We start from the raw sequence: 19,679 nt of genomic DNA, 5'->3' as shown, positions 1-19,679 counted from the left end.
ACCAATGCGTAGTGGAGCAGGCTTGAGCGGCGCTGATTGTTACTCGTAACGCAAGGCGTACGCTGGCTCAACCTGCGAGGCGCGGTAGGCAGGGTACAAGGTCGCAAGGAAGCTCATGATCAGACCAGCGCTGCAAATCAGCGCCACATCACCCCATTGCAGTTGCGATGGCAAGCTGCTGATGAAGTACACGTCGGAGGTAAAAATGTGCTGCCCGCTGACCCGCTCCAGCCAGCCGACAATCTGACTGACATTAAGCGCAGCGATCACCCCAAGCACACCGCCGATAAGAGTGCCGACAACGCCGATCAACGAACCCTGGACCATGAAAGTGCCCATGATCTGCGCAGGGGTCGCGCCAATGGTGCGCAGGATGGCAATGTCCGCACCCTTGTCGTTGACCACCATGATCAACGTGGCAATGATGTTGAACGCGGCCACGGCGATGATCATCAGCAGCAGAAGGCCAATCATGGTCTTCTCCATTTTCATCGCACTGAACAGACTGCCCTGAGTATGCGACCAGTCATCGGCACGGTAGGCCTCACCCAGGCTTGCGGCAATGGCCTTGGATACCTGCGGCGCGCTGTAGAGATCCTTGAGCTTTAGGCGCACGCCCTGCACCTGCCCCGGTTGCCAACGTTGCATCTGCGCGGCATCAGCCATGTGAATGTAAGCCATGGAGCCATCGAGCTCGGCACCCACCTTGAACACCCCGACCACGTTCAGGCGTTGCATACGCGGGGTGATGCCACCCGGCGCGCTGCTCACTTCCGGCACGATCAAGGTCAGTTTGTCACCGACGTTCAAGCGAAAACGTCGGGCGCTGATTTCACCAATCACTACGCCATACTCGCCCGGCTCCAGGGCCGCAAGGCTGCCTTGGACAATGTGCTGGCCGACGATCGAGACGTTGCCCTCTTCGGCCGGATCAATACCGCTGACCTGGATCGGTTGCATCGCGCCCTTGTAGGACAGCATACCTTCCATCTCGGTCAACGGCGCTGCAGCAACCACTTGCGGATTTTTCAAGGCAGCGTCCGCCGCCGCACGCCAGTCATCCAGGGGTTTCACACCAAGGATGCTGGCGTGCGGAACCATTCCGAGGATCCGCGCACTCATTTCGCGCTGGAAGCCGTTCATCACCGACAACACCACGATCATCGCCAGCACGCCCAACGACAGGCCGATCATCGAGGTCATGGAAATGAACGAGATGAAATGGTTGCGGCGCTTGGCGCGGGTGTAGCGAGCGCCGATGAAAATAGACAAGGGTCTGAACATGAACGAAAGCACCCAGGTAAAGAAAAGGAACAGAGCACCCGACAACATTTGCGGGCGCCGTGCACGGCCAGGTCAGATCGCTACCAGATGTCCGTCTTCCAGACGCAACACTCGGTCCATCTGCCGCGCCAGATTCAGGTCATGGGTTACAACCAGGAAGGCGGTCTGCGATGAACTGCTCAGTTCCTGCATCAGGTCCTGGATACCTTGAGCGGTGTGATGGTCAAGGTTGCCGGTGGGCTCATCGAGCATCACCAGGCCAGGGCGGTTGACCAGGGCCCGGGCAATCGCCACGCGCTGGCGCTCACCACCCGACAGCTCGGCAGGCTTGTGGCTCAGTCGATGGCCAAGACCAACACGCTTGAGCAATGCCTCGGCGCGCTCGCGCGCTTCGGGAATGGCAGTGCGGCCAATCAGCAATGGCATGCACACGTTCTCCAGCGCGGTGAACTCCGGGAGCAAGTGGTGAAACTGATAGACAAAACCCAGTGCGCGGTTGCGCAACAGTCCACGGGCACGCTCACCCAGGGCCGAGAGCTCTTCACCGGCCAACCAGACGCTGCCTTCAGTAGGGGTATCGAGGCCACCCAAAAGGTTGAGCAAAGTGCTTTTGCCCGACCCAGAACTGCCGACGATGGCCACCCGCTCACCGGGTTGCAACTCCAATTGCAAGCCGGATAACACCTGTACCGACTCCGGGCCTTCCTCGTAGGACTTGCCCAGGTTGCGGCAACTCAGCACTGCTTTATCACTCATGCCCAACTCACTCATAACGTAGCGCCTCCGCAGGCTGGGTGCGCGCCGCACGCCAGGCCGGATACAAGGTGGCGAGGAAACTCAGGACCAATGCCGCACCGCAGACCATCCATACGTCCTCGGCCATCACCTGGGACGGCAGGTAGTCGATGAAATAGACGTCGGCATTGAGAAACTTGTGTCCGATCAGGGTTTCGAGTCCGGATATCGCCGCACTGACATTCAGCGCAGCGGCAATACCCACCACACCTCCAATCAAGGTACCGACCACACCGATCACTGTGCCCTGGACCATGAAGATGGCCATGATCTGCCCCGGGGTCGCACCCAGGGTACGCAAAATGGCGATATCGCCCTTCTTGTCATTGACCACCATCACCAGGGTGGAAATGATGTTGAACGCCGCCACTGCCACGATCAGCAACAGCAGCAGGCCAATCATGGCCTTCTCCATGCGAATCGCCTGGTACAGGTTGCCGTGGGTACGGGTCCAGTCACGGGCATAGAACTCCCGGTCGCCGAGCTTCTGGGCAATATCCCAGGTTGTACGCGGTGCCTGGAACAGGTCATCGAACTTCAAGCGAAGGCCCTGCACCTGGTCCGCTTTCCAGCGATGCAGACGCGACAGGTCCGACAGGTTGGTCAGCCCCATATAGCCATCGATTTCGCCTGCGCCGACATGAAAGATGCCAACCACGGTAAAGCGTTTCATGCGCGGGAACATGCCGGCCGGCGTCACGGTGACTTCCGGGGCCACGAAGGTCAGCTTGTCGCCGATGCCTGCGCCCAGCTTGGCTGCCGCCTTGTCGCCGATCATGATGCCGAACTCACCCGGCGCCAGGGCGTCGAGCTTACCTTCACGAATGAAGTTATCGATGATCGAGACCTGGCGCTCCTGAACCGGATCAATGCCGTTGAGCAGCACCTTCTGCACTTTGCCCTCATGGGTCAGCAGACCCTGCATCTGGGTAAAGGGCGCTACCGCTACAACCTGCGGGTTCTGCTTTACTTGATTGGCAAGTGCAGGCCAGTCGCTAATCGGCTGACCGGTTTCCAGTGTGGCATGGGGCACCATGCCCAATACCCGGGTGCGCATCTCGTGATCGAAACCGTTCATGACCGACAACACCACGATCATCACAACCACGCCCAGGGCGAGGCCGATCATCGAGGTCAGCGAAATGAACGAGACGAAGTGGTTGCGGCGTTTGGCACGTGTGTAACGCGTACCGATAAATACGAAAAGAGGTCTGAACATGTCGGGGCTTGTTCGGAGGAAAGAGGAACGTCCTTGTGGCGGGGCTTGAATAGCGGCTTTACACTCAGACCACCGCCGCTACCATGGGTTCGCCATGTCGACATTAGATGAAGAAGATCGCCGCGAATACTACCGTATCGAGGATCAGATCGCACTGGAAATTAGCCCACTGAGTGCCGCCGAAGCCCTTGGCCCAGACTTGTTGCAAGATGATTCACCACTCTTCAACCTGCTCAGCGAACTGCATCTGAGCGAATTCGAGTCCCAACATCTGCTGCGCCAGCTCAGTGACAAGGACCGCACCCTTGCGGCCTTTCTCAAAGCCCAGAACAAACGCATCGATCTGCTCAGCGCCGTTGTCGCACAAACACTGCTAGGGCAGATCAGTGCGCCGCAAGCTGTGGTGCTATCCGAAGGCGGCATCGAATTCAAGCAGGCCCAGCCAATTGCCGCAGGCACCCGGGTCGCGGTAAAGATGATCCTCATGCCCCAGGCCCTGGGCCTACTGCTGCGCGGCAAGGTCACCCACTGCGACCAGCAAGCTGACGGCCAATACGAAATCGGTAGCGAATTCGTTGATATCACCGACGCCCAACGACAATTACTGGCCCGCTATATCCTGCAGCGACAGGCGCAACAGCGACGCCAGGCATTGGACCAAAACACCTCTAGCGCTTCTTGAGTCTTACCTTTTTTTGAAGGAACAACCGTGACCCAGATTTATGGCCACCGTGGCGCCAAGGGCGAAGCCCCCGAAAACACCCTGACCAGCTTCCAGCAATGTCTCAAGCACGGCGTCCGCCGCTGCGAGCTGGATTTGCACCTTTCAGCGGACAATGAACTGATGGTGATTCACGACCCGACGCTCAAGCGTACCACCGGGCGACGTGGCAAAGTTTTCGAGCACCAGGCTGCCGACCTGATCACATACGATGCACGCAAAGGCGGCCCGGGCTGGGTATCGGCAAGCCCTATCCCGCGCCTGGCAGAACTGTTCGAGAAGTGTGACTTCGAGCACTGGCAACTTGAAGTCAAGAGCGCTTCTCGCACGCGCGCCGTCACCACCGTGCTGGCGATTCGCGAACTGGCGCAAGAATTCGGCCTGCTCGATAAAGTCACCATCACATCAAGCTCACGGGAAGTGCTGGGCGCAGCTGCGGAGTTCACCCCGGATATTTCGCGCGGACTGGTTGCCGAATACGCCTGGCTCGACCCTCTGAAGGTCGCCCAGAATTATGGCTGCAACTTACTGGCACTGAACTGGACACTGTGCACCCCTGAGCGCCTGATCAAGGCCCAGCGCCAGGGTTTGCACGTGTCAGTGTGGACAGTCAACGAGCCGGCGCTGATGCGCAGGCTCGCCGACTTCGGCGTAGACAGCCTGATTACAGACTTTCCCGGTTTGGCCAGCGCCACCCTCGAGAATCGCTGAAATCGGTCTCCCCGGCCGGCTCAGGCCACCGGCCGGAGCCGCTCAAAAAAGCCGGTTGAGGCCGTCGTAGGCAGCTACCCGATAGGCTTCGGCCATGGTCGGGTAGTTGAAGGTGGTGTTGACGAAGTACTTCAGGGTATTGCGCTCACCCGGCTGATCCATGATCGCCTGACCGATGTGGACAATTTCCGAAGCCTGGTAACCGAAGCAATGCACGCCAAGGATTTCCAGCGTCTCGCGATGGAACAGAATTTTCAGCATTCCTTGCGGCTCACCAGCGATTTGCGCCCGCGCCATACCCTTGAAGAACGCCTTGCCCACTTCGTAAGGTACCTTGGCCTGGGTCAGCTCCTGCTCGTTCTTGCCGATCGAGCTGATTTCCGGAATGGTGTAGATACCGGTCGGTACGTCGTTGACGAAGCGCCAGCTGCCGTTATCGACAATGCTGCCCGCCGCCGAACGACCTTGGTCATGGGCAGCACTGGCGAGGCTCGGCCAACCGATCACGTCACCGGCACCGTAGATATTCGGCACGTGAGTGCGGTAGGTCTCGTCCACTTCAATCTGGCCACGGCTGTTGACCTTGATGCCGATGTTTTCCAGACCTAGCTTGTCGGTGTTGCCGGTACGGCCGTTGCACCAGAGCAAGGCGTCTGCCTTGATCTTCTTGCCAGACTTCAAGTGCAGGATCACGCCGTTGTCGACGCCCTCGACACGGTCATACTCTTCGTTGTGGCGAACAGTGATGTTGTTGTTGCTGAAGTGGTAGCTCAATGCCTGGGAGATTTCCGAATCGAGGAAGCTCAGCAATTGACCGCGGTTGTCCACCAGCTCCACCAGCACACCCAGGCCACTGAAGATCGAGGCGTATTCGCAACCGATCACACCGGCACCATAGACAATCAGCTTGCGCGGTGTGTGACCGAGGCTGAGGATGGTGTCGCTATCGTAGATACGCGGGTGATGGAAATCGATATCGGCCGGACGGTACGGACGCGAACCGGTGGCGATGATGATGTGCTTGGCAACCAGCTTCTCGACCACGCCATTGGCGCAAACCACTTCGATGGTCTGCTCATCAGCAAAGCTGCCAGTACCGAAGAACACGTCGACACGGTTGCGCGCGTAGTAACCTGTGCGCGAGGTGACTTGCTTGGCAATCACCTTCTCGGCGCTTTTCAGTACGTCGGGGAACGAGAACCAGCGCGGCTCACCAATGGCCCGGAACATCGGGTTGGTGTTGAACTGCATGATCTGGCGCACCGAGTGACGCAGGGCCTTGGACGGGATGGTGCCCAGGTGGGTGCAGTTACCGCCGACCTGGCGACGGCTATCGACCATCGCCACCTTGCGTCCTGCTTTGGCAGCATTCATTGCCGCCCCTTCTCCTGCGGGGCCGGAACCCAGCACCACTACGTCGTAGTTGTAGACAGCCATGCGTACTCCTTCAGAACAGGCCCGTTCGCCACGCCGGCGATCGGGGCTAGATCATGTCGCCAGCGGCGCCATGAAAATTTCGAATGCAGTCTAATCAAGCTTGAGCGTCGCGCACATTAACCCTTGGTCGCGTCGTAGGCTAATTTTCTCTGCACTACATGTATTCATCGCGGGGCAAGCCCACCCAAAATTTGTGGGAGCGGGCTTGCCCCGCGATGCCTTTCAATTCTTAACCACTTGTGCAAAGGCGGGCGTGCTCCGAGAGACGAAACCATCGCCAACCCGGGTCACGAATACCGCAGCAATTTCGTGCTTCAAGGCAAAGTCCCAGCCCTGTTGCGGCCCAAGGATCAACAACAAGGTCGAGTAACCGTCAGCCTTCAACGCTGAACGAGCAAAAACCGTCACCGCCGCCAACTCATGCTGCACCGGTTTGCCTTGGCGCGCATCGAAGGTGTGCGAATAGCGTTGGCCATTCTCCTCGAAATAGTTGCGATAGTCACCGGAGGTCGAAACGCCATAGCCATCCACCGCCACTATTTGTTGGGCAATCTGGCGATCATCGCGGGGGAGTTCCAGCGCTACTTTCCAGTGGCTGCCATCGGGCTTTCGCCCCACGGCTTTGAGCTCGCCGGTCACTTCGACCAGCAAATCCGCGACCCCCAGGGCATCAAGGCGTTCAACCAGCAGGTCCACCGCATGACCTGCCGCGATACTATTGAAGTCGATCTGCACCGCCGCATCCTTGCACAGCTGCTCGCCCACTATGCGCAAATGCCCATGCCCGACGCGCTGCCGCGTGCTGGCCAACGCCTGTGCGTCCGGCACTTTCTCTCGCCGTGATTGCGGACCAAAGCCCCACAGATCGAGTAACGGCTCCACGGTCAGGTCAAATGCACCATCACTCTGCTGCGACAGCTGCTCGCCAACGCGCACCAGCCCCAACACCTCTGCCGGCATCACCTGGCAGCTGTTGGCGGGCAAGCGATTGAAGGTCTCGGTCAACGAGTCGCTACGATAGGTGGAAAAGCGCTTGTCGATCCCCTCGAGTACGCTCTGCACTTCCTGCCTGACCCGTTCCGGTGTCGGCCCCTGAGCCGTGCGCACATACTGCACGGTGTAACTGCTACCCATGGTTGGCCCGCTGACGCGCTCGAGCGTATCGCCTTGCGAGCAACCGCCCAGGTTGATCAGTGCACTCACCAGCGCGTTCGCCAGCAACAGCTTACGCATTCATCCTCCTGGAAGATCAGGCAAAAAAAACGGGAACCCTAAGGTTCCCGTCTTTCACGACCAAGACAAGCTTAGCGTGGGAAAGCTGGCGGGTTTACACCGGCCATGTCTTCCATTACACGCACGACCTGGCAGCTGTAACCGAATTCGTTGTCATACCAGACGTACAGGACAACGCGATTATCGTTGCAGATGGTAGCTTCGGCATCGACCACACCGGCGTGACGCGAGCCAACGAAGTCAGTGGAAACCACTTCCTGCGAGCTGACGTAGTCGATCTGCTTGTGCAGATCCGAGTGCATGGCCATCTGGCGCAGGTACTCGTTGATTTCTTCGCGGCTGGTGGCCTTTTCCAGGTTCAGGTTGAGGATGGCCATCGACACGTTCGGCGTTGGAACACGAATCGCGTTACCGGTCAGCTTGCCCTTGAGCACTGGCAACGCCTTGGCAGCTGCAGTGGCTGCACCCGTCTCGGTGATAACCATGTTCAGCGGCGCGGCGCGGCCACGACGGCTGCCCTTGTGGAAGTTGTCGATCAGGTTCTGGTCGTTGGTGAACGAGTGAACGGTTTCGACGTGGCCGTTGACGATGCCGTACTTGTCATTGACAGCTTTGAGCACCGGCACGATAGCGTTGGTGGTGCAGGAAGCGGCCGAGATGATCTTGTCGTCAGCGTTGATTTCACCGTGGTTGATACCGTGCACGATGTTCTTCAGTGCGCCTTTGCCAGGGGCAGTGAGGATTACGCGAGCAGCGCCAGGGCAAGCCAGATGCTGGCCCAGGCCGTCGGCATCACGCCATACACCGGTGTTGTCGACGATCAGAGCGTTTTCGATGCCGTACTGGGTGTAGTCGACTTCGCTCGGGCTCTTGGCGTAGATAACCTGGATCAGGTTGCCGTTGGCGGTGATGGTGTTGTGTTCTTCATCGATGGTGATGGTGCCATCGAACGGGCCGTGAACCGAGTCACGACGCAACAGGCTGGCACGCTTGACCAGATCATTTTCGGCGCCTTTGCGCACGACGATGGCACGCAGACGCAGACCGTCGCCACCACCGGTTTTTTCGATCAGGATGCGCGCCAGCAGACGGCCGATACGACCGAAGCCGTACAGCACGACGTCGGTGCCTTTGCGCGCCGAAGCATTCTGCTGGCCAACCACATCGGCCATTTCTTCACGCACGAACTGCTCGGCGCTGCGGCCGTTGCCTTCTTGCTTGAATTTGTTGGCCAGCTTGCCCAGGTCGACCGAAGCGGCACCCAGTTTCAGCTCACTCATGGCCTTGAGCAGCGGGAATGTCTCGTGGACAGAGAGTTCGGTTTCGTCGGTTTGGCGATGACGAGCAAAGCGATGCGCTTTGAGGATCGAGATCACCGAGCGGTTGATCAGGCTACGGCCATAGATCGAGCTCACCACATTGTTATTGCGGTAGAGCTGACCGATAAGCGGGATCATCGCTTCTGCAAGTGCTTCACGATCAATCCACTCACCAAGACACTGGTCGGGCTTCTGAGTCACGGGAACCTTCCACATGTAGGGACAGAAAAAAGGGGCTACATTATGACGCCCCGCAGCCCATCGAGCAATGAGCGCCTGTCGCCGATGCGTCACTACATGGATTTAGCCTGCGCAAACCTGACAGCACGGGCTCGTCACCGGTACAATTGTCGTCTTTGTCGTAACGCTTGGAGCTCGACCTCCCGTGCCTGTACTGCGTCTACCGCACCTGCCGGCCACTGCCGGCAAACAAACCTGGGGCAATCTGCCGGGCGCTGCCCTGAGCCTGGCCATTGCCGAAGCTGCCAGCGCCGCCAAGCGCTTTACCCTGCTTCTGACCGCCGACAGCCAAACAGCTGACCGGCTCGAGCAGGAGTTGCGCTTTTTTGCGCCGGATCTGCCGGTATTGCCGTTCCCCGACTGGGAAACCCTGCCCTACGACCTGTTCTCGCCGCACCAGGACATCATCTCTCAGCGGATTGCCAGCCTGTACCGGCTGCCGGAGCTTGACCACGGCATTCTCGTGGTGCCGATCACCACTGCCCTGCACCGCCTGGCACCGACCCGCTTCCTGCTGGGTAGCAGCCTGGTGCTGGACATCGGCCAGAAGCTCGATGTCGAGCAAATGCGTACACGTCTGGAAGCCAGCGGTTACCGCTGTGTCGATACGGTGTACGAACACGGCGAATTCGCCGTGCGCGGCGCACTGATCGATCTGTTCCCAATGGGCAGCAAGCTGCCGTACCGGATCGATCTGTTCGACGACGAGATCGAGACCCTGCGGACCTTCGACCCGGAGACCCAGCGCTCCATCGACAAAGTGGAGTCGGTGCGCTTGTTGCCGGCGCGCGAGTTTCCGCTGCAAAAAGATGCCGTGACTCGCTTCAAGGCTCGCTTTCGTGAGCGCTTCGACGTCGACTTCCGCCGCTGCTCGATCTTCCAGGACCTGTCCAGCGGCATTACCCCTGCCGGTATCGAGTATTACCTGCCGCTATTTTTCGATGACACCTCGACACTGTTCGACTACCTGCCCCAGGACACCCAGGTATTTTCCCTGCCCGGCGTCGAGCAGGCAGCCGAGCATTTCTGGAGCGATGTGCGCAACCGCTACGAGGAGCGGCGTATCGATCCGTCGCGCCCCCTGTTGCCACCGGCCGAATTGTTCCTGCCGGTAGAGGATTGTTTCGCCCGCCTGAAAAACTGGCCACGCGTTGTCGCCAGCCAGGATGACATCGACAGCGGCGTCGGTCGCGAGCGCTTCCCGGCACAAGCGCTGCCCAATCTTGCCATCGAAGCCAAGGCCCACCAGCCGTTGGCAGCGTTATCAGCGTTCCTCGACCAGTTCGCTGGCCGCGTGTTGTTCACTGCCGAGTCGGCAGGCCGTCGCGAAGTGCTGCTCGAACTCCTCGAGCGCCTGAAGCTGCGCCCGCAAACCGTCGACAGTTGGAGTGCATTTGTTGCCGGCAAAGAGCGCCTGGCAATTACCATCGCCCCGCTCGATGAAGGCCTGCTGCTGGAAGATCCAGCCATTGCCCTGGTCGCCGAAAGCCCGCTGTTCGGGCAGCGGGTCATGCAGCGTCGACGCCGGGAAAAACGCAGCGACGGCAGCAACGATGCCGTCATCAAGAACCTCACCGAACTGCGCGAAGGCGCGCCAGTGGTGCACATCGACCACGGTGTGGGTCGCTACCTGGGCCTGGCGACCCTGGAAATCGACAATCAGGTCGCCGAATTTCTCACCCTGGAGTACGCCGAGGGCGCCAAACTCTACGTGCCGGTGGCCAACCTGCACCTGATCGCTCGTTACACCGGTAGCGATGACGCGCTGGCGCCGCTGCATCGGCTTGGCTCCGAAACCTGGCAAAAAGCCAAGCGCAAAGCGGCCGAACAGGTGCGCGACGTGGCCGCCGAGCTGCTCGACATTTATGCCCGCCGCGCCGCGCGCAAAGGGTATGCCTTCGCCGATCCGTCTGCCGACTACGCCACGTTCAGCGCCGGCTTTCCTTTCGAGGAAACCCCCGACCAGCAAAGCGCGATCGAAGCTGTGCGCGAGGACATGCTCGCGCCCAAGCCGATGGATCGCCTGGTGTGCGGCGATGTGGGCTTCGGCAAGACAGAAGTTGCCATGCGTGCCGCCTTCATCGCCGTGCACGGCGGTCGCCAGGTAGCAATCCTGGTACCGACCACCCTGCTCGCCCAACAGCACTACAACAGCTTCCGCGACCGCTTTGCCGACTGGCCTGTCACCGTCGAGGTGATGAGCCGCTTCAAGTCGCCCAAAGAAATCGCCAACGCCGTCGCCGATCTCGCCGAAGGCAAGATCGACATCGTCATCGGCACCCACAAGTTGCTGCAAGACGACGTCAAGATCAAAGACCTGGGCCTGGTGATCATCGACGAAGAGCACCGTTTTGGCGTACGCCAGAAAGAACAGCTCAAGGCGCTGCGCAGCGAGGTCGACATCCTCACCCTGACGGCTACACCGATCCCGCGTACGCTGAACATGGCCGTGGCCGGCATGCGCGACCTGTCGATCATCGCCACCCCGCCAGCTCGGCGGTTGTCGGTGCGTACCTTTGTCATGGAGCAGAACAAGAGCACCGTCAAAGAAGCACTGCTGCGCGAGCTGCTGCGCGGCGGCCAGGTCTACTATCTGCACAACGATGTGAAAAGCATCGAGAAGTGCGCCGCCGACCTCGCTGAACTGGTACCCGAGGCGCGCATTGGCATCGGTCACGGGCAGATGCGCGAACGCGAACTCGAACAGGTGATGAGCGACTTCTACCATAAGCGCTTCAACGTGTTGATTGCCTCGACCATTATCGAGACCGGTATCGACGTACCGAGCGCCAACACCATCATCATCGAGCGTGCCGACAAGTTCGGCCTGGCCCAGTTGCACCAGTTGCGTGGCCGGGTCGGACGCAGTCACCACCAGGCATACGCTTACCTGCTGACCCCGCCACGCCAGCAAATCACGCCAGATGCCGAGAAGCGCCTGGAGGCTATCGCCAATACCCAGGATTTGGGCGCAGGCTTCGTCCTTGCCACCAACGACCTGGAGATCCGTGGCGCCGGCGAGCTACTTGGCGAAGGCCAGAGCGGGCAAATCCAGGCGGTCGGTTTTACCCTGTACATGGAAATGCTCGAGCGCGCGGTCAAGGCCATCCGCAAGGGTACCCAGCCTAACCTCGACCAGCCGTTGGGCGGTGGCCCGGAAATCAATCTACGCCTACCCGCGCTGATTCCTGAAGATTACCTCCCAGATGTGCATGCGCGCCTGATTCTGTACAAGCGAATTGCCTCGGCGGTGGATGAGGACGGCCTCAAAGACCTGCAAGTGGAGATGATCGACCGTTTCGGGCTGCTACCCGAGCCAACCAAAAACCTGGTACGCCTGACCTTGCTCAAGCTGCAGGCAGAAAAGCTTGGCATCAAGAAAGTCGACGCCGGCCCTAACGGCGGCAAGATCGAATTCGAAGCCGAGACGCCGGTCGACCCAATGGCATTGATCAAGCTGATCCAGAGCCAGCCCAAGCGCTACAAGTTCGAAGGTGCCACCCAGTTCAAGTTCATGGTGCCGATGGAGCGCCCGGAACAACGCTTCAACAACCTTGAGGCGCTATTCGAGCGCCTGACCCCACAATCTGCGTGAAGGAAGATCCATGCGTGCCATTCGCTGCCTGACCCTGCTACTGGTGCTATTCGCCCCAGCCGCATTTGCTGAAGGGGAGTATCAGGTTGAAATGATTCTGGTACGGCAAAACGCCGTGCCAGCGATTACCAGCCAGTTTGCCCCAGAAGACTGGAGTAACGGCGCCCAGGCCCTTGCCGAAGGCGACCTGCGCAAGCCTGCATTGACCGAAGAAGCGGCGAAGCTGACCGCCGACAGCCAATACACGGTGCTTTTGCACAAAGCCTGGAAACAGGATACCGGCATTGTTGCCATCACCGACGGCAAGGAACAATTCGGCCACTTCCCGATCGAGGGCAACCTGAGCCTCAAGGAAGATCGCTTCATCGCCGTCGATGCCAACGTCTGGGTCAATCAGTTCGACGGCAATGGCGCCGTCGTCCAGAGCGAACAGCTCAAGCAGAGCAACAGCACGGTAAAAAATGCAGAACTGACTTTTCTCGATGGCGGCCACCTGGCCGTCCTGCTCAAGGTTACCGCCAACAGGCCGGTGAGGATGCCCAGCCCAGCGCCGGAGTTGATGGAGCAATAACCAGATGCGGAGAGAACTGCGGCAACTGGTTGAAAATGACGACTGGACGTCAGCGTTCCGCTCTCAGGTGTTGAAAAGAGGCGCCGAATATGCGGGGCAAGGCCGCGTAAAGCTGCTATCGCTGAAAGACACGAGGCTCACTTCAACCTGCCGCGGTTCCGCTGGCAATGTCTACACCCAGAGGATTGAATTGGATGAGCTCGAGAATGGGCCATTCCTGAAGACATTCTGCAGTTGCCCAGTAGGTTTAAATTGCAAGCATTGCGCTGCCGTCCTCTATTACGTGATGGACCTGCAAGAACCGGACGAAGCACCACAGCCAGGCGAAGTGTCGGGACTGAGCCCGCAACTGGAACACTGGATCGACAGGCTGGCCAAGGTTGAAGCAGGCGCCGACAAATCCTCGAAAGAGGATGGGCACATACTGATCTATGCGCTGTACTTGCCAGAAAGTGGCAAGGCCTGCATCACCCCATACAAATGCAACCGCCTGAAGGATGGCAGCCTCACCGAGCTCAAGCCGCTCTTGCACCCCGAAGAGCCTTTGCGCCTGAAGCCGCGATATCTGCGGGAGTGTGATGCGAAGTTCCTGCGCCTGATCGTTGCCAGTGCGCAAAGCGCCACATTCAACGGCACCGTAACGCTTGAGGGCGCCGATGGCGCGGCCCTGCTTGAACTGGCCCTGTCTACCGAACGATTGGTCCTCGCGCCGCGTCTCTCCCCTGTTACACGGGGAGCGCCGCTTAGCTGCGAGTTTCGCTGGGTCAAGCTGGATAACGGTTACTACAAGGGCTGCTGGTACAACCACGGCACATTGATCGAGCACGTTCTGGCCCTGCAGCCACTGTATTACCTAAACCAAGCCCAGGACCAGATTGGCAGCCTGAACCACGACTACGACGAAATCACTGCTTCATATCTCGCCTCCGCGCCGGTCATACCGGAAAGCCAGGTAGTACAATTCAGCCATCGGATTCAGACCCTCAATCGTCAGATCCCCACCCCCAGAACATTGAGCGAAAAGATCATCGAAGGCATTGCACCCATACCCCACCTTACCCTGGGCAGTCACGAGTTCAGCGCCTACGTGCCGCAATCAGGTCGCATGCAGCGCCAGCACCAGCACCGAGCCGCCTTGTCTTTTGTCTACGACGGCGTGCGCACCAGCGGCCGCCAGGCCAAAGACGTAACCAAACTCGACGGCAGCACTTGTCACCGCATCCAGCGCCAGACCGAAGCCGAAGGCAACATCCGCCAAACGTTGACGAAGTTGGGATTCAAGGTGGCTACACGACAGAGCAAAGCGTTGCCCGAAAGCGCTGGCGACTTGCTTGAATTGGCGTCCGAGGGTGCTTGGCTGCGCTTCATCCTCAATGATTTGCCGCTGTTGCGCGAACAAGGATGGGAGATCGAGTACACCGACGACTTCGCCTTCAACCTCGCCCAGGTGGATGACTGGTACGCACATATTGATGAAGCCGGTGGGCGAGACTGGTTCGACCTGGAACTGGGTATCGAGGTCAATGGCGAGCGCCTGAGCCTGTTGCCGATTCTTCTCAACGTACTGCGCAGTCATCCGGAACTGCTCAATCCCGCGCACTTGCAAAAGCGCCGAGACGATGAACAATTGCTGGTGCAGTTACCTGGCCCGCCAGGCAACGTACGCCGCAACCTGCAAGTGGCACTGCCTTATGGCCGACTCAAACCCGTACTGGCGACCCTAGGCGACTTCTACCTACGGGAACCAGGCGACACCAGCTTGCGCCTGCCCACCCTGGATGCTACCCGCCTCAATGCGCTGGAAGACCTGCCGCTAAGCTGGCAAGGCGGCGCCCAGGTACGCAACCTCGCCGAGCGCCTGCGTGATATCCGCCTTCAACCGGCGCCGGCCCCGAGCGGCCTCAATGCAACGCTGCGTACATACCAGCTTGAAGGCCTGAGCTGGATGCAGGCACTGCGCGAACTGGAAGTCGGCGGCATCCTTGCCGATGACATGGGCCTGGGCAAGACCCTGCAAACCCTCGCCCACCTACTCACCGAGAAAAACGCCGGACGCCTGACCCGCCCCGCCATGGTGGTGATGCCCACCAGCCTGATTCCCAACTGGCAGGACGAAGCCGCACGCTTCGCTCCCGGCCTACGAGTGCTTGCCCTGCAAGGCGTCGGCCGACGCAAACACTTTGCCAACTTGCACGACTATGATTTGTTGCTTACAACTTACGCGTTGCTGCCCAAGGACATGGAGCACTTCAAGGATCTGATGCTGCATGTACTGATTCTCGATGAAGCGCAGTACATCAAAAGTCCGAACAGCAAGGCGGCCCAGGCTGCGCGTCAACTTGAAGCACGCCAACGTCTGTGCTTGAGCGGCACCCCCCTGGAGAATCACCTGGGTGAGCTGTGGTCGCTGTTCCACTTTCTGCTGCCTGGCTGGCTGGGTGACGCCAAAGCATTCAATCGCGACTATCGCGTACCGATCGAGCGCCAGGGCAATGAGGAGCGCTTGCAGCACCTCAACGCCCGGATCAAGCCTTTCCTGCTCCGGCGCACCAAGGAACAAGTTGCCACGGAGCTGCCCGCCAAGACCGAAATGATTCACTGGGTCGACCTTAGCGACGCTCAACGCGATGTCTACGAGACCATGCGCCTGGCCATGGATCAAAAGGTCCGCAATGAAATCACGCGCAAGGGTGTTGCCCGTAGCCAGATCATCATCCTTGAGGCATTGCTCAAACTACGCCAGGTCTGCTGCGACTTGCGCCTGGTCAATAGCCAGGCCACAACCGCTCGCGGCGCCCATTCGGGCAAACTGGCCAGCCTGATGGAAATGCTTGAGGAGTTGCTCGCCGAAGGCCGGCGAGTGCTGCTGTTCTCGCAATTCACCAGCATGCTGAGGCTGATCGAGCAAGAATTGCAGCAACGCAACATCGCCTACGCACTCCTGACCGGTGAGACCCGTGACCGTCGGGCGCCCGTACAAGACTTCCAAAGTGGGCATTTGCAGATATTTCTGATCAGCCTCAAGGCGGGTGGCGTTGGCCTGAATCTCACGGCGGCCGATACCGTCATTCACTATGACCCCTGGTGGAATCCGGCAGCCGAGAACCAGGCCACCGACCGTGCCTATCGCATCGGCCAGGAAAAACCGGTGTTCGTCTACAAACTGATCACCCGCGGCACGGTGGAAGAAAAAATCCAGCAACTGCAGCAGGAGAAGTCGGCGCTTGCGGCGGGCGTGCTGGATGGGCGAACGGCGGGAGACTGGCGTTTGGCCGCAGAAGACATCGATGCTCTGTTCGCCCCATTGCCTGGTAAGCACAAGGCGTCCAAAACGGGTTGAACCATCGCGGAGCAAGCCCCGGCCACTGGCGTTGTGTATCCGGTGGACGGGCTTGCGCGGCGAAATCAATCGACCAACTGCGCCTCTTTCAACGCCCCGAGCGCTTCCAGCCAGCGCGGCTGCTGACGATAGTCAGTACGTGCAAAACCCTGCCCGCGCATCTGCGCAATACGTGGCGAGGGCTTGACCTTCAACCGCTGCGCAGCGGTTAGCGCCAATTCAGCAGCTGCCCGGTCGTTGCACACCAGCCCCATGTCACAACCGGCAGTCAACGCAGCCTCGATACGGCTGGCAGCATCGCCGACGACATGCGCGCCTGCCATCGACAGGTCATCACTGAAGATCACCCCGTCAAAGCCCAGTTCACCGCGCAGGATGTCCTGCAGCCAACGCCGCGAGAAACCTGCGGGCTGGCTGTCGACGTGTGGATAGATCACATGCGCAGGCATCACCGCAGCCAGTTGGCCACTGAGGCGGGCAAAAGGCACCAGGTCGACAGCACGGATCTCTTCCAGACTGCGCTCGTCGGTGGGAATCGCAACATGGGAGTCCGCTTCAGCCCAACCATGGCCGGGGAAGTGCTTCCCACATGCGGCCATGCCTGCGGCGTTCATACCCCGAATGAATGCGCCGGCCAAGGCGGTTGCACGCAGCGGATCAGCTTCGAACGCACGGCTGCCGACTACAGCGCTGCGCTGATGATCGAGATCCAAAACCGGGGCAAAGCTCAGATCCAGGCCCACTGCCAGGACTTCAGTGGCCATCAACCAGCCGCATTGCTCGGCCAGGTATTCGGCATTGTCATTGTCGGCCAGTGCACGCATGGCTGGCAGCCTTACAAAGCCCTGGCGCAGGCGCTGAACCCGTCCACCCTCCTGATCCACTGCCAGAATCAGGTCCGGGCGAACGGCACGGATCGAAGCCGCCAATTCGCGTACCTGGCGAGGGCATTCAATGTTGCGGGCAAAAATGATCAGGCCCGCCACTTCGGGCTGGCGCAAAAGCTGGCGATCTTCGGCGGTCAGCCAGGTACCGGCGATGTCCACCATCAGGGAGCCTTGCAGGCTGGCACTCATATTAGATCCTTCAGTTCAGGGGCGCGTCGACCCATTGAGGGCACGCAGCTTCTTCGATCTGCACTGCACAATGCACCGGCACCCGGTCAAACAGATGCAACAGGTCGGCATTGCGCAGGCGGACACAGCCATGGGACAACGGCACGCCTAAAGGTTCGCTGTCAGGCGTGCCGTGCAAATATATGTAACGTCGAAACGTATCGACCGACCCCAGGCGATTGAATCCAGGCTCGCAACCGCTGAGCCAGAGGATACGACTGAGAACCCAGTCACGGCCCGGATACTGCGCATGGAGCTGCGGCGTCCAGACTTCACCGCTCCAGCGTCGACCACGCAGCACTGCCCCTTGGGGCAAACCCGTTCCGATCTTTGCTCGCACCTGATGGCGGCCGCGCGGCGTACAACCAGAGCCATTGGCTTCTCCGGCGCCCTTCAGTGCAGTGGAAACGGGCAGACGCACGCGCAAGTGCCCCTGGTAGAACCCATAGAGGCATTGATCGGCAAGGGAAATGTGCAATAAATCGAGACTGGGCATGGGCGCTAGCTTAGCCGATGCGGCTCGCCGCGCCCAGCCATGGCTCAGGCCTTGACGGCAACCGATGGGCTCGATGACTTGCTGCGTGGACGCAGTTGCGCGGCGGCCATAGCTTCATCGGTGACGCCACTGTCTGCGCGCATACCAGCCGCAAGAAATGGCACCATCAAGCGCATGACCTGCTCGATCGAGGTATTGATACCGAAGTCGGTTTCAGCGATGGCGCGCAATGCTTTGATGCCGGACATACTGAATGCCGCAGCCCCCAGCATGAAGTGCACACGCCAGAACAACTCGATAGGCGGAATACGTGGCGCCGCTTCGTTGACCAGCAGCATGTAGCGGCGGAACACCTTGCCGTACATATCTTCCAGATAACGCCGCAGGTGCCCCTGACTCTGACTGAAAGCCAGGCCCAGCAACCGCATGAAAATCGACAGGTCATTACCGCTGCGCGGCTGCACCACCATGGCCTGCTCTACCAGCATTTCCAGCAACTCTTCGAGGCTTGGCTTGTGCTCAGGACGGGCCTGACGGCGCTCCAGCTCACGTTCCAGACTTGCGCAGAAAGGACCCAGGAAACGCGAGAAGACCGCCTGGATCAGGGCCTTTTTCGAACCGAAATGGTAGTTCACCGCCGCCAGGTTGACGCCGGCCTTGCTGGTGATCAGCCGCAATGAGGTTTCGGCAAAACCTTTTTCCGCGAACAATTGCTCGGCAGCATCGAGAATGCGTTCTACGGTTTCCGACTGGGCCATGACTACTCCGCCTGACAAACACTTGTTTGAAACATACGTTTCAAACCGGTGATTTGTCAAGTACACCCGGACGTTTTACGTCTATACGGTCACGTATTAAATCACAGCTGCAGGCCCCAGACTGCAAGGCATAAGCGCCATTTCCCGCTTTTTCTTCCCGCGCGATGCTTGCAGCTTGCCACTCACTGTATATAATTACAGTCACTGTATAAAAAGACAGAGCGATCGAAATGCTAAAACTGACGCCACGCCAAGCTGAAATTCTGGCTTTTATCAAGCGCTGCCTGGAAGACAACGGATTTCCGCCGACCCGTGCGGAAATCGCCCAGGAGCTGGGTTTCAAATCACCCAACGCTGCGGAGGAGCACCTCAAGGCACTGGCCCGCAAGGGCGCAATCGAGATGACTCCAGGCGCCTCGCGCGGCATCCGCATTCCCGGTCTTGAGGCCAAGGCCGAAGACAGCAGCTTGCCGATCATCGGTCGCGTTGCTGCGGGTGCGCCCATACTGGCCCAGCAGCACATCGAGGAGTCGTGCAACATCAACCCGGCTTTCTTCCATCCGCGAGCCGACTATCTGTTGCGCGTTCACGGCATGAGCATGAAGGACGTCGGCATCGTCGATGGTGACCTGCTTGCCGTGCACACGTGCCGCGAAGCTCGCAATGGTCAGATCGTGGTCGCCCGCCTGGGCGACGAAGTGACCGTCAAGCGTTTCCAGCGCGAAGGCAGCAAAGTCTGGCTAATTGCGGAAAACCCCGAGTTCGCCCCCATCGAAGTCAACCTGAAAGAGCAGGAGCTGGTGATCGAGGGCTTGAGTGTCGGCGTAATTCGTCGATAAAGGAGG

15 protein-coding genes are annotated in these 19,679 nt (G+C 59.5%); 6 read left to right on the top strand and 9 right to left on the bottom strand.

Translation table 11 applies throughout. The features are described 5' to 3' along the window. Positions 1-39: 39 nt before the first annotated feature. From V0R60_RS19615 to V0R60_RS19605, 3 genes are all read right to left on the bottom strand, one after another. Complete coding sequence (locus V0R60_RS19615; protein ID WP_330080513.1) at positions 40-1,284, bottom strand: lipoprotein-releasing ABC transporter permease subunit; 1,245 nt, start codon at positions 1,282-1,284, stop codon at positions 40-42. A 72-nt stretch (positions 1,285-1,356) separates the two neighbouring features. Further along, on the bottom strand, positions 1,357-2,040 hold the full coding sequence (gene lolD, locus V0R60_RS19610; protein WP_178084175.1) for a lipoprotein-releasing ABC transporter ATP-binding protein LolD: 684 nt from the start codon (positions 2,038-2,040) through the stop codon (positions 1,357-1,359). A 7-nt stretch (positions 2,041-2,047) separates the two neighbouring features. After that, entirely contained in the window at positions 2,048-3,298 is a 1,251-nt protein-coding gene (locus tag V0R60_RS19605) for a lipoprotein-releasing ABC transporter permease subunit (RefSeq protein ID WP_203476694.1), read from the bottom strand. Between the two features lie 94 nt (positions 3,299-3,392). Here V0R60_RS19605 and V0R60_RS19600 point away from each other — a divergent pair, with 94 nt between their 5' ends. Together V0R60_RS19600 and V0R60_RS19595 are read left to right on the top strand one after the other, a co-directional pair. Further along, positions 3,393-3,980, top strand: coding sequence for a PilZ domain-containing protein (locus V0R60_RS19600; RefSeq protein WP_136475325.1), 588 nt, complete (start codon positions 3,393-3,395; stop codon positions 3,978-3,980). A 27-nt stretch (positions 3,981-4,007) separates the two neighbouring features. Beyond that, complete coding sequence (locus V0R60_RS19595; RefSeq protein ID WP_203476696.1) at positions 4,008-4,730, top strand: glycerophosphodiester phosphodiesterase; 723 nt, start codon at positions 4,008-4,010, stop codon at positions 4,728-4,730. A gap of 42 nt (positions 4,731-4,772) precedes the next feature. On the opposite strand, the gene sthA is transcribed toward V0R60_RS19595, so the two are convergent. From sthA to V0R60_RS19580, 3 genes are all read right to left on the bottom strand, one after another. Further along, entirely contained in the window at positions 4,773-6,167 is a 1,395-nt protein-coding gene (sthA, locus tag V0R60_RS19590; RefSeq protein WP_136475323.1) for a Si-specific NAD(P)(+) transhydrogenase, read from the bottom strand. Positions 6,168-6,389: 222 nt separating this feature from the next. Then, positions 6,390-7,385, bottom strand: coding sequence for an FAD:protein FMN transferase (locus tag V0R60_RS19585; protein WP_330080590.1), 996 nt, complete (start codon positions 7,383-7,385; stop codon positions 6,390-6,392). A gap of 86 nt (positions 7,386-7,471) precedes the next feature. Beyond that, complete coding sequence (locus V0R60_RS19580; protein ID WP_136475322.1) at positions 7,472-8,935, bottom strand: glyceraldehyde-3-phosphate dehydrogenase; 1,464 nt, start codon at positions 8,933-8,935, stop codon at positions 7,472-7,474. Positions 8,936-9,104: 169 nt separating this feature from the next. Between V0R60_RS19580 and mfd the strand changes: the two genes are divergently transcribed. Genes mfd through V0R60_RS19565 form a run of 3 tightly spaced genes read left to right on the top strand, consistent with a single transcriptional unit; the run spans position 9,105 to position 16,465 of the window. Next, entirely contained in the window at positions 9,105-12,554 is a 3,450-nt protein-coding gene (gene mfd, locus V0R60_RS19575) for a transcription-repair coupling factor (RefSeq protein ID WP_330080512.1), read from the top strand. A 10-nt stretch (positions 12,555-12,564) separates the two neighbouring features. Next, positions 12,565-13,125 (top strand): CsiV family protein, encoded by a 561-nt coding sequence (locus V0R60_RS19570; protein ID WP_330080511.1) that lies wholly within the window; start codon positions 12,565-12,567, stop codon positions 13,123-13,125. 4 nt (positions 13,126-13,129) lie between these two features. After that, complete coding sequence (locus V0R60_RS19565) at positions 13,130-16,465, top strand: DEAD/DEAH box helicase (RefSeq protein WP_330080510.1); 3,336 nt, start codon at positions 13,130-13,132, stop codon at positions 16,463-16,465. A 65-nt stretch (positions 16,466-16,530) separates the two neighbouring features. Here the strand turns inward: V0R60_RS19565 and nagZ are convergent, their stop codons facing one another. Genes nagZ through V0R60_RS19550 form a run of 3 tightly spaced genes read right to left on the bottom strand, consistent with a single transcriptional unit; the run spans position 16,531 to position 18,834 of the window. Beyond that, complete coding sequence (nagZ, locus tag V0R60_RS19560) at positions 16,531-17,529, bottom strand: beta-N-acetylhexosaminidase (RefSeq protein WP_178084208.1); 999 nt, start codon at positions 17,527-17,529, stop codon at positions 16,531-16,533. Positions 17,530-17,551: 22 nt separating this feature from the next. Next, on the bottom strand, positions 17,552-18,076 hold the full coding sequence (locus V0R60_RS19555; RefSeq protein ID WP_136475317.1) for a L,D-transpeptidase: 525 nt from the start codon (positions 18,074-18,076) through the stop codon (positions 17,552-17,554). 44 nt (positions 18,077-18,120) lie between these two features. Next, the gene (locus V0R60_RS19550; RefSeq protein WP_330080509.1) at positions 18,121-18,834 is read right to left on the bottom strand and encodes a TetR/AcrR family transcriptional regulator; all 714 of its coding nucleotides are present in this window, start codon (positions 18,832-18,834) and stop codon (positions 18,121-18,123) included. Between the two features lie 230 nt (positions 18,835-19,064). Between V0R60_RS19550 and lexA the strand changes: the two genes are divergently transcribed. Then, positions 19,065-19,673: a transcriptional repressor LexA gene (lexA, locus tag V0R60_RS19545; protein ID WP_330080508.1), complete on the top strand. Its 609-nt coding sequence runs from the start codon at positions 19,065-19,067 to the stop codon at positions 19,671-19,673. Positions 19,674-19,679: the final 6 nt, after the last annotated feature.

It is taken from the genome of Pseudomonas auratipiscis, from assembly GCF_036324085.1.
GTDB lineage: Bacteria > Pseudomonadota > Gammaproteobacteria > Pseudomonadales > Pseudomonadaceae > Aquipseudomonas > Aquipseudomonas auratipiscis.
Note: the sequence above shows the minus strand (reverse complement) of the source record. Positions and strands in the feature narration are given on the sequence as shown.

Excerpts from the sequence above, each read along its gene's own strand:
- V0R60_RS19615 (WP_330080513.1), bottom strand. The coding sequence starts at position 1,284 with ATGTTCAGACCCTTGTCTATTTTCATCGGCGCTCGCTACACCCGCGCC.
- lolD (WP_178084175.1), bottom strand. The coding sequence starts at position 2,040 with ATGAGTGATAAAGCAGTGCTGAGTTGCCGCAACCTGGGCAAGTCCTAC.
- V0R60_RS19605 (WP_203476694.1), bottom strand. The coding sequence starts at position 3,298 with ATGTTCAGACCTCTTTTCGTATTTATCGGTACGCGTTACACACGTGCC.
- V0R60_RS19600 (WP_136475325.1), top strand. The coding sequence starts at position 3,393 with ATGTCGACATTAGATGAAGAAGATCGCCGCGAATACTACCGTATCGAG.
- sthA (WP_136475323.1), bottom strand. The coding sequence starts at position 6,167 with ATGGCTGTCTACAACTACGACGTAGTGGTGCTGGGTTCCGGCCCCGCA.
- V0R60_RS19580 (WP_136475322.1), bottom strand. The coding sequence starts at position 8,935 with ATGTGGAAGGTTCCCGTGACTCAGAAGCCCGACCAGTGTCTTGGTGAG.
- V0R60_RS19570 (WP_330080511.1), top strand. The coding sequence starts at position 12,565 with ATGCGTGCCATTCGCTGCCTGACCCTGCTACTGGTGCTATTCGCCCCA.
- V0R60_RS19565 (WP_330080510.1), top strand. The coding sequence starts at position 13,130 with ATGCGGAGAGAACTGCGGCAACTGGTTGAAAATGACGACTGGACGTCA.
- V0R60_RS19555 (WP_136475317.1), bottom strand. The coding sequence starts at position 18,076 with ATGCCCAGTCTCGATTTATTGCACATTTCCCTTGCCGATCAATGCCTC.
- V0R60_RS19550 (WP_330080509.1), bottom strand. The coding sequence starts at position 18,834 with ATGGCCCAGTCGGAAACCGTAGAACGCATTCTCGATGCTGCCGAGCAA.
- lexA (WP_330080508.1), top strand. The coding sequence starts at position 19,065 with ATGCTAAAACTGACGCCACGCCAAGCTGAAATTCTGGCTTTTATCAAG.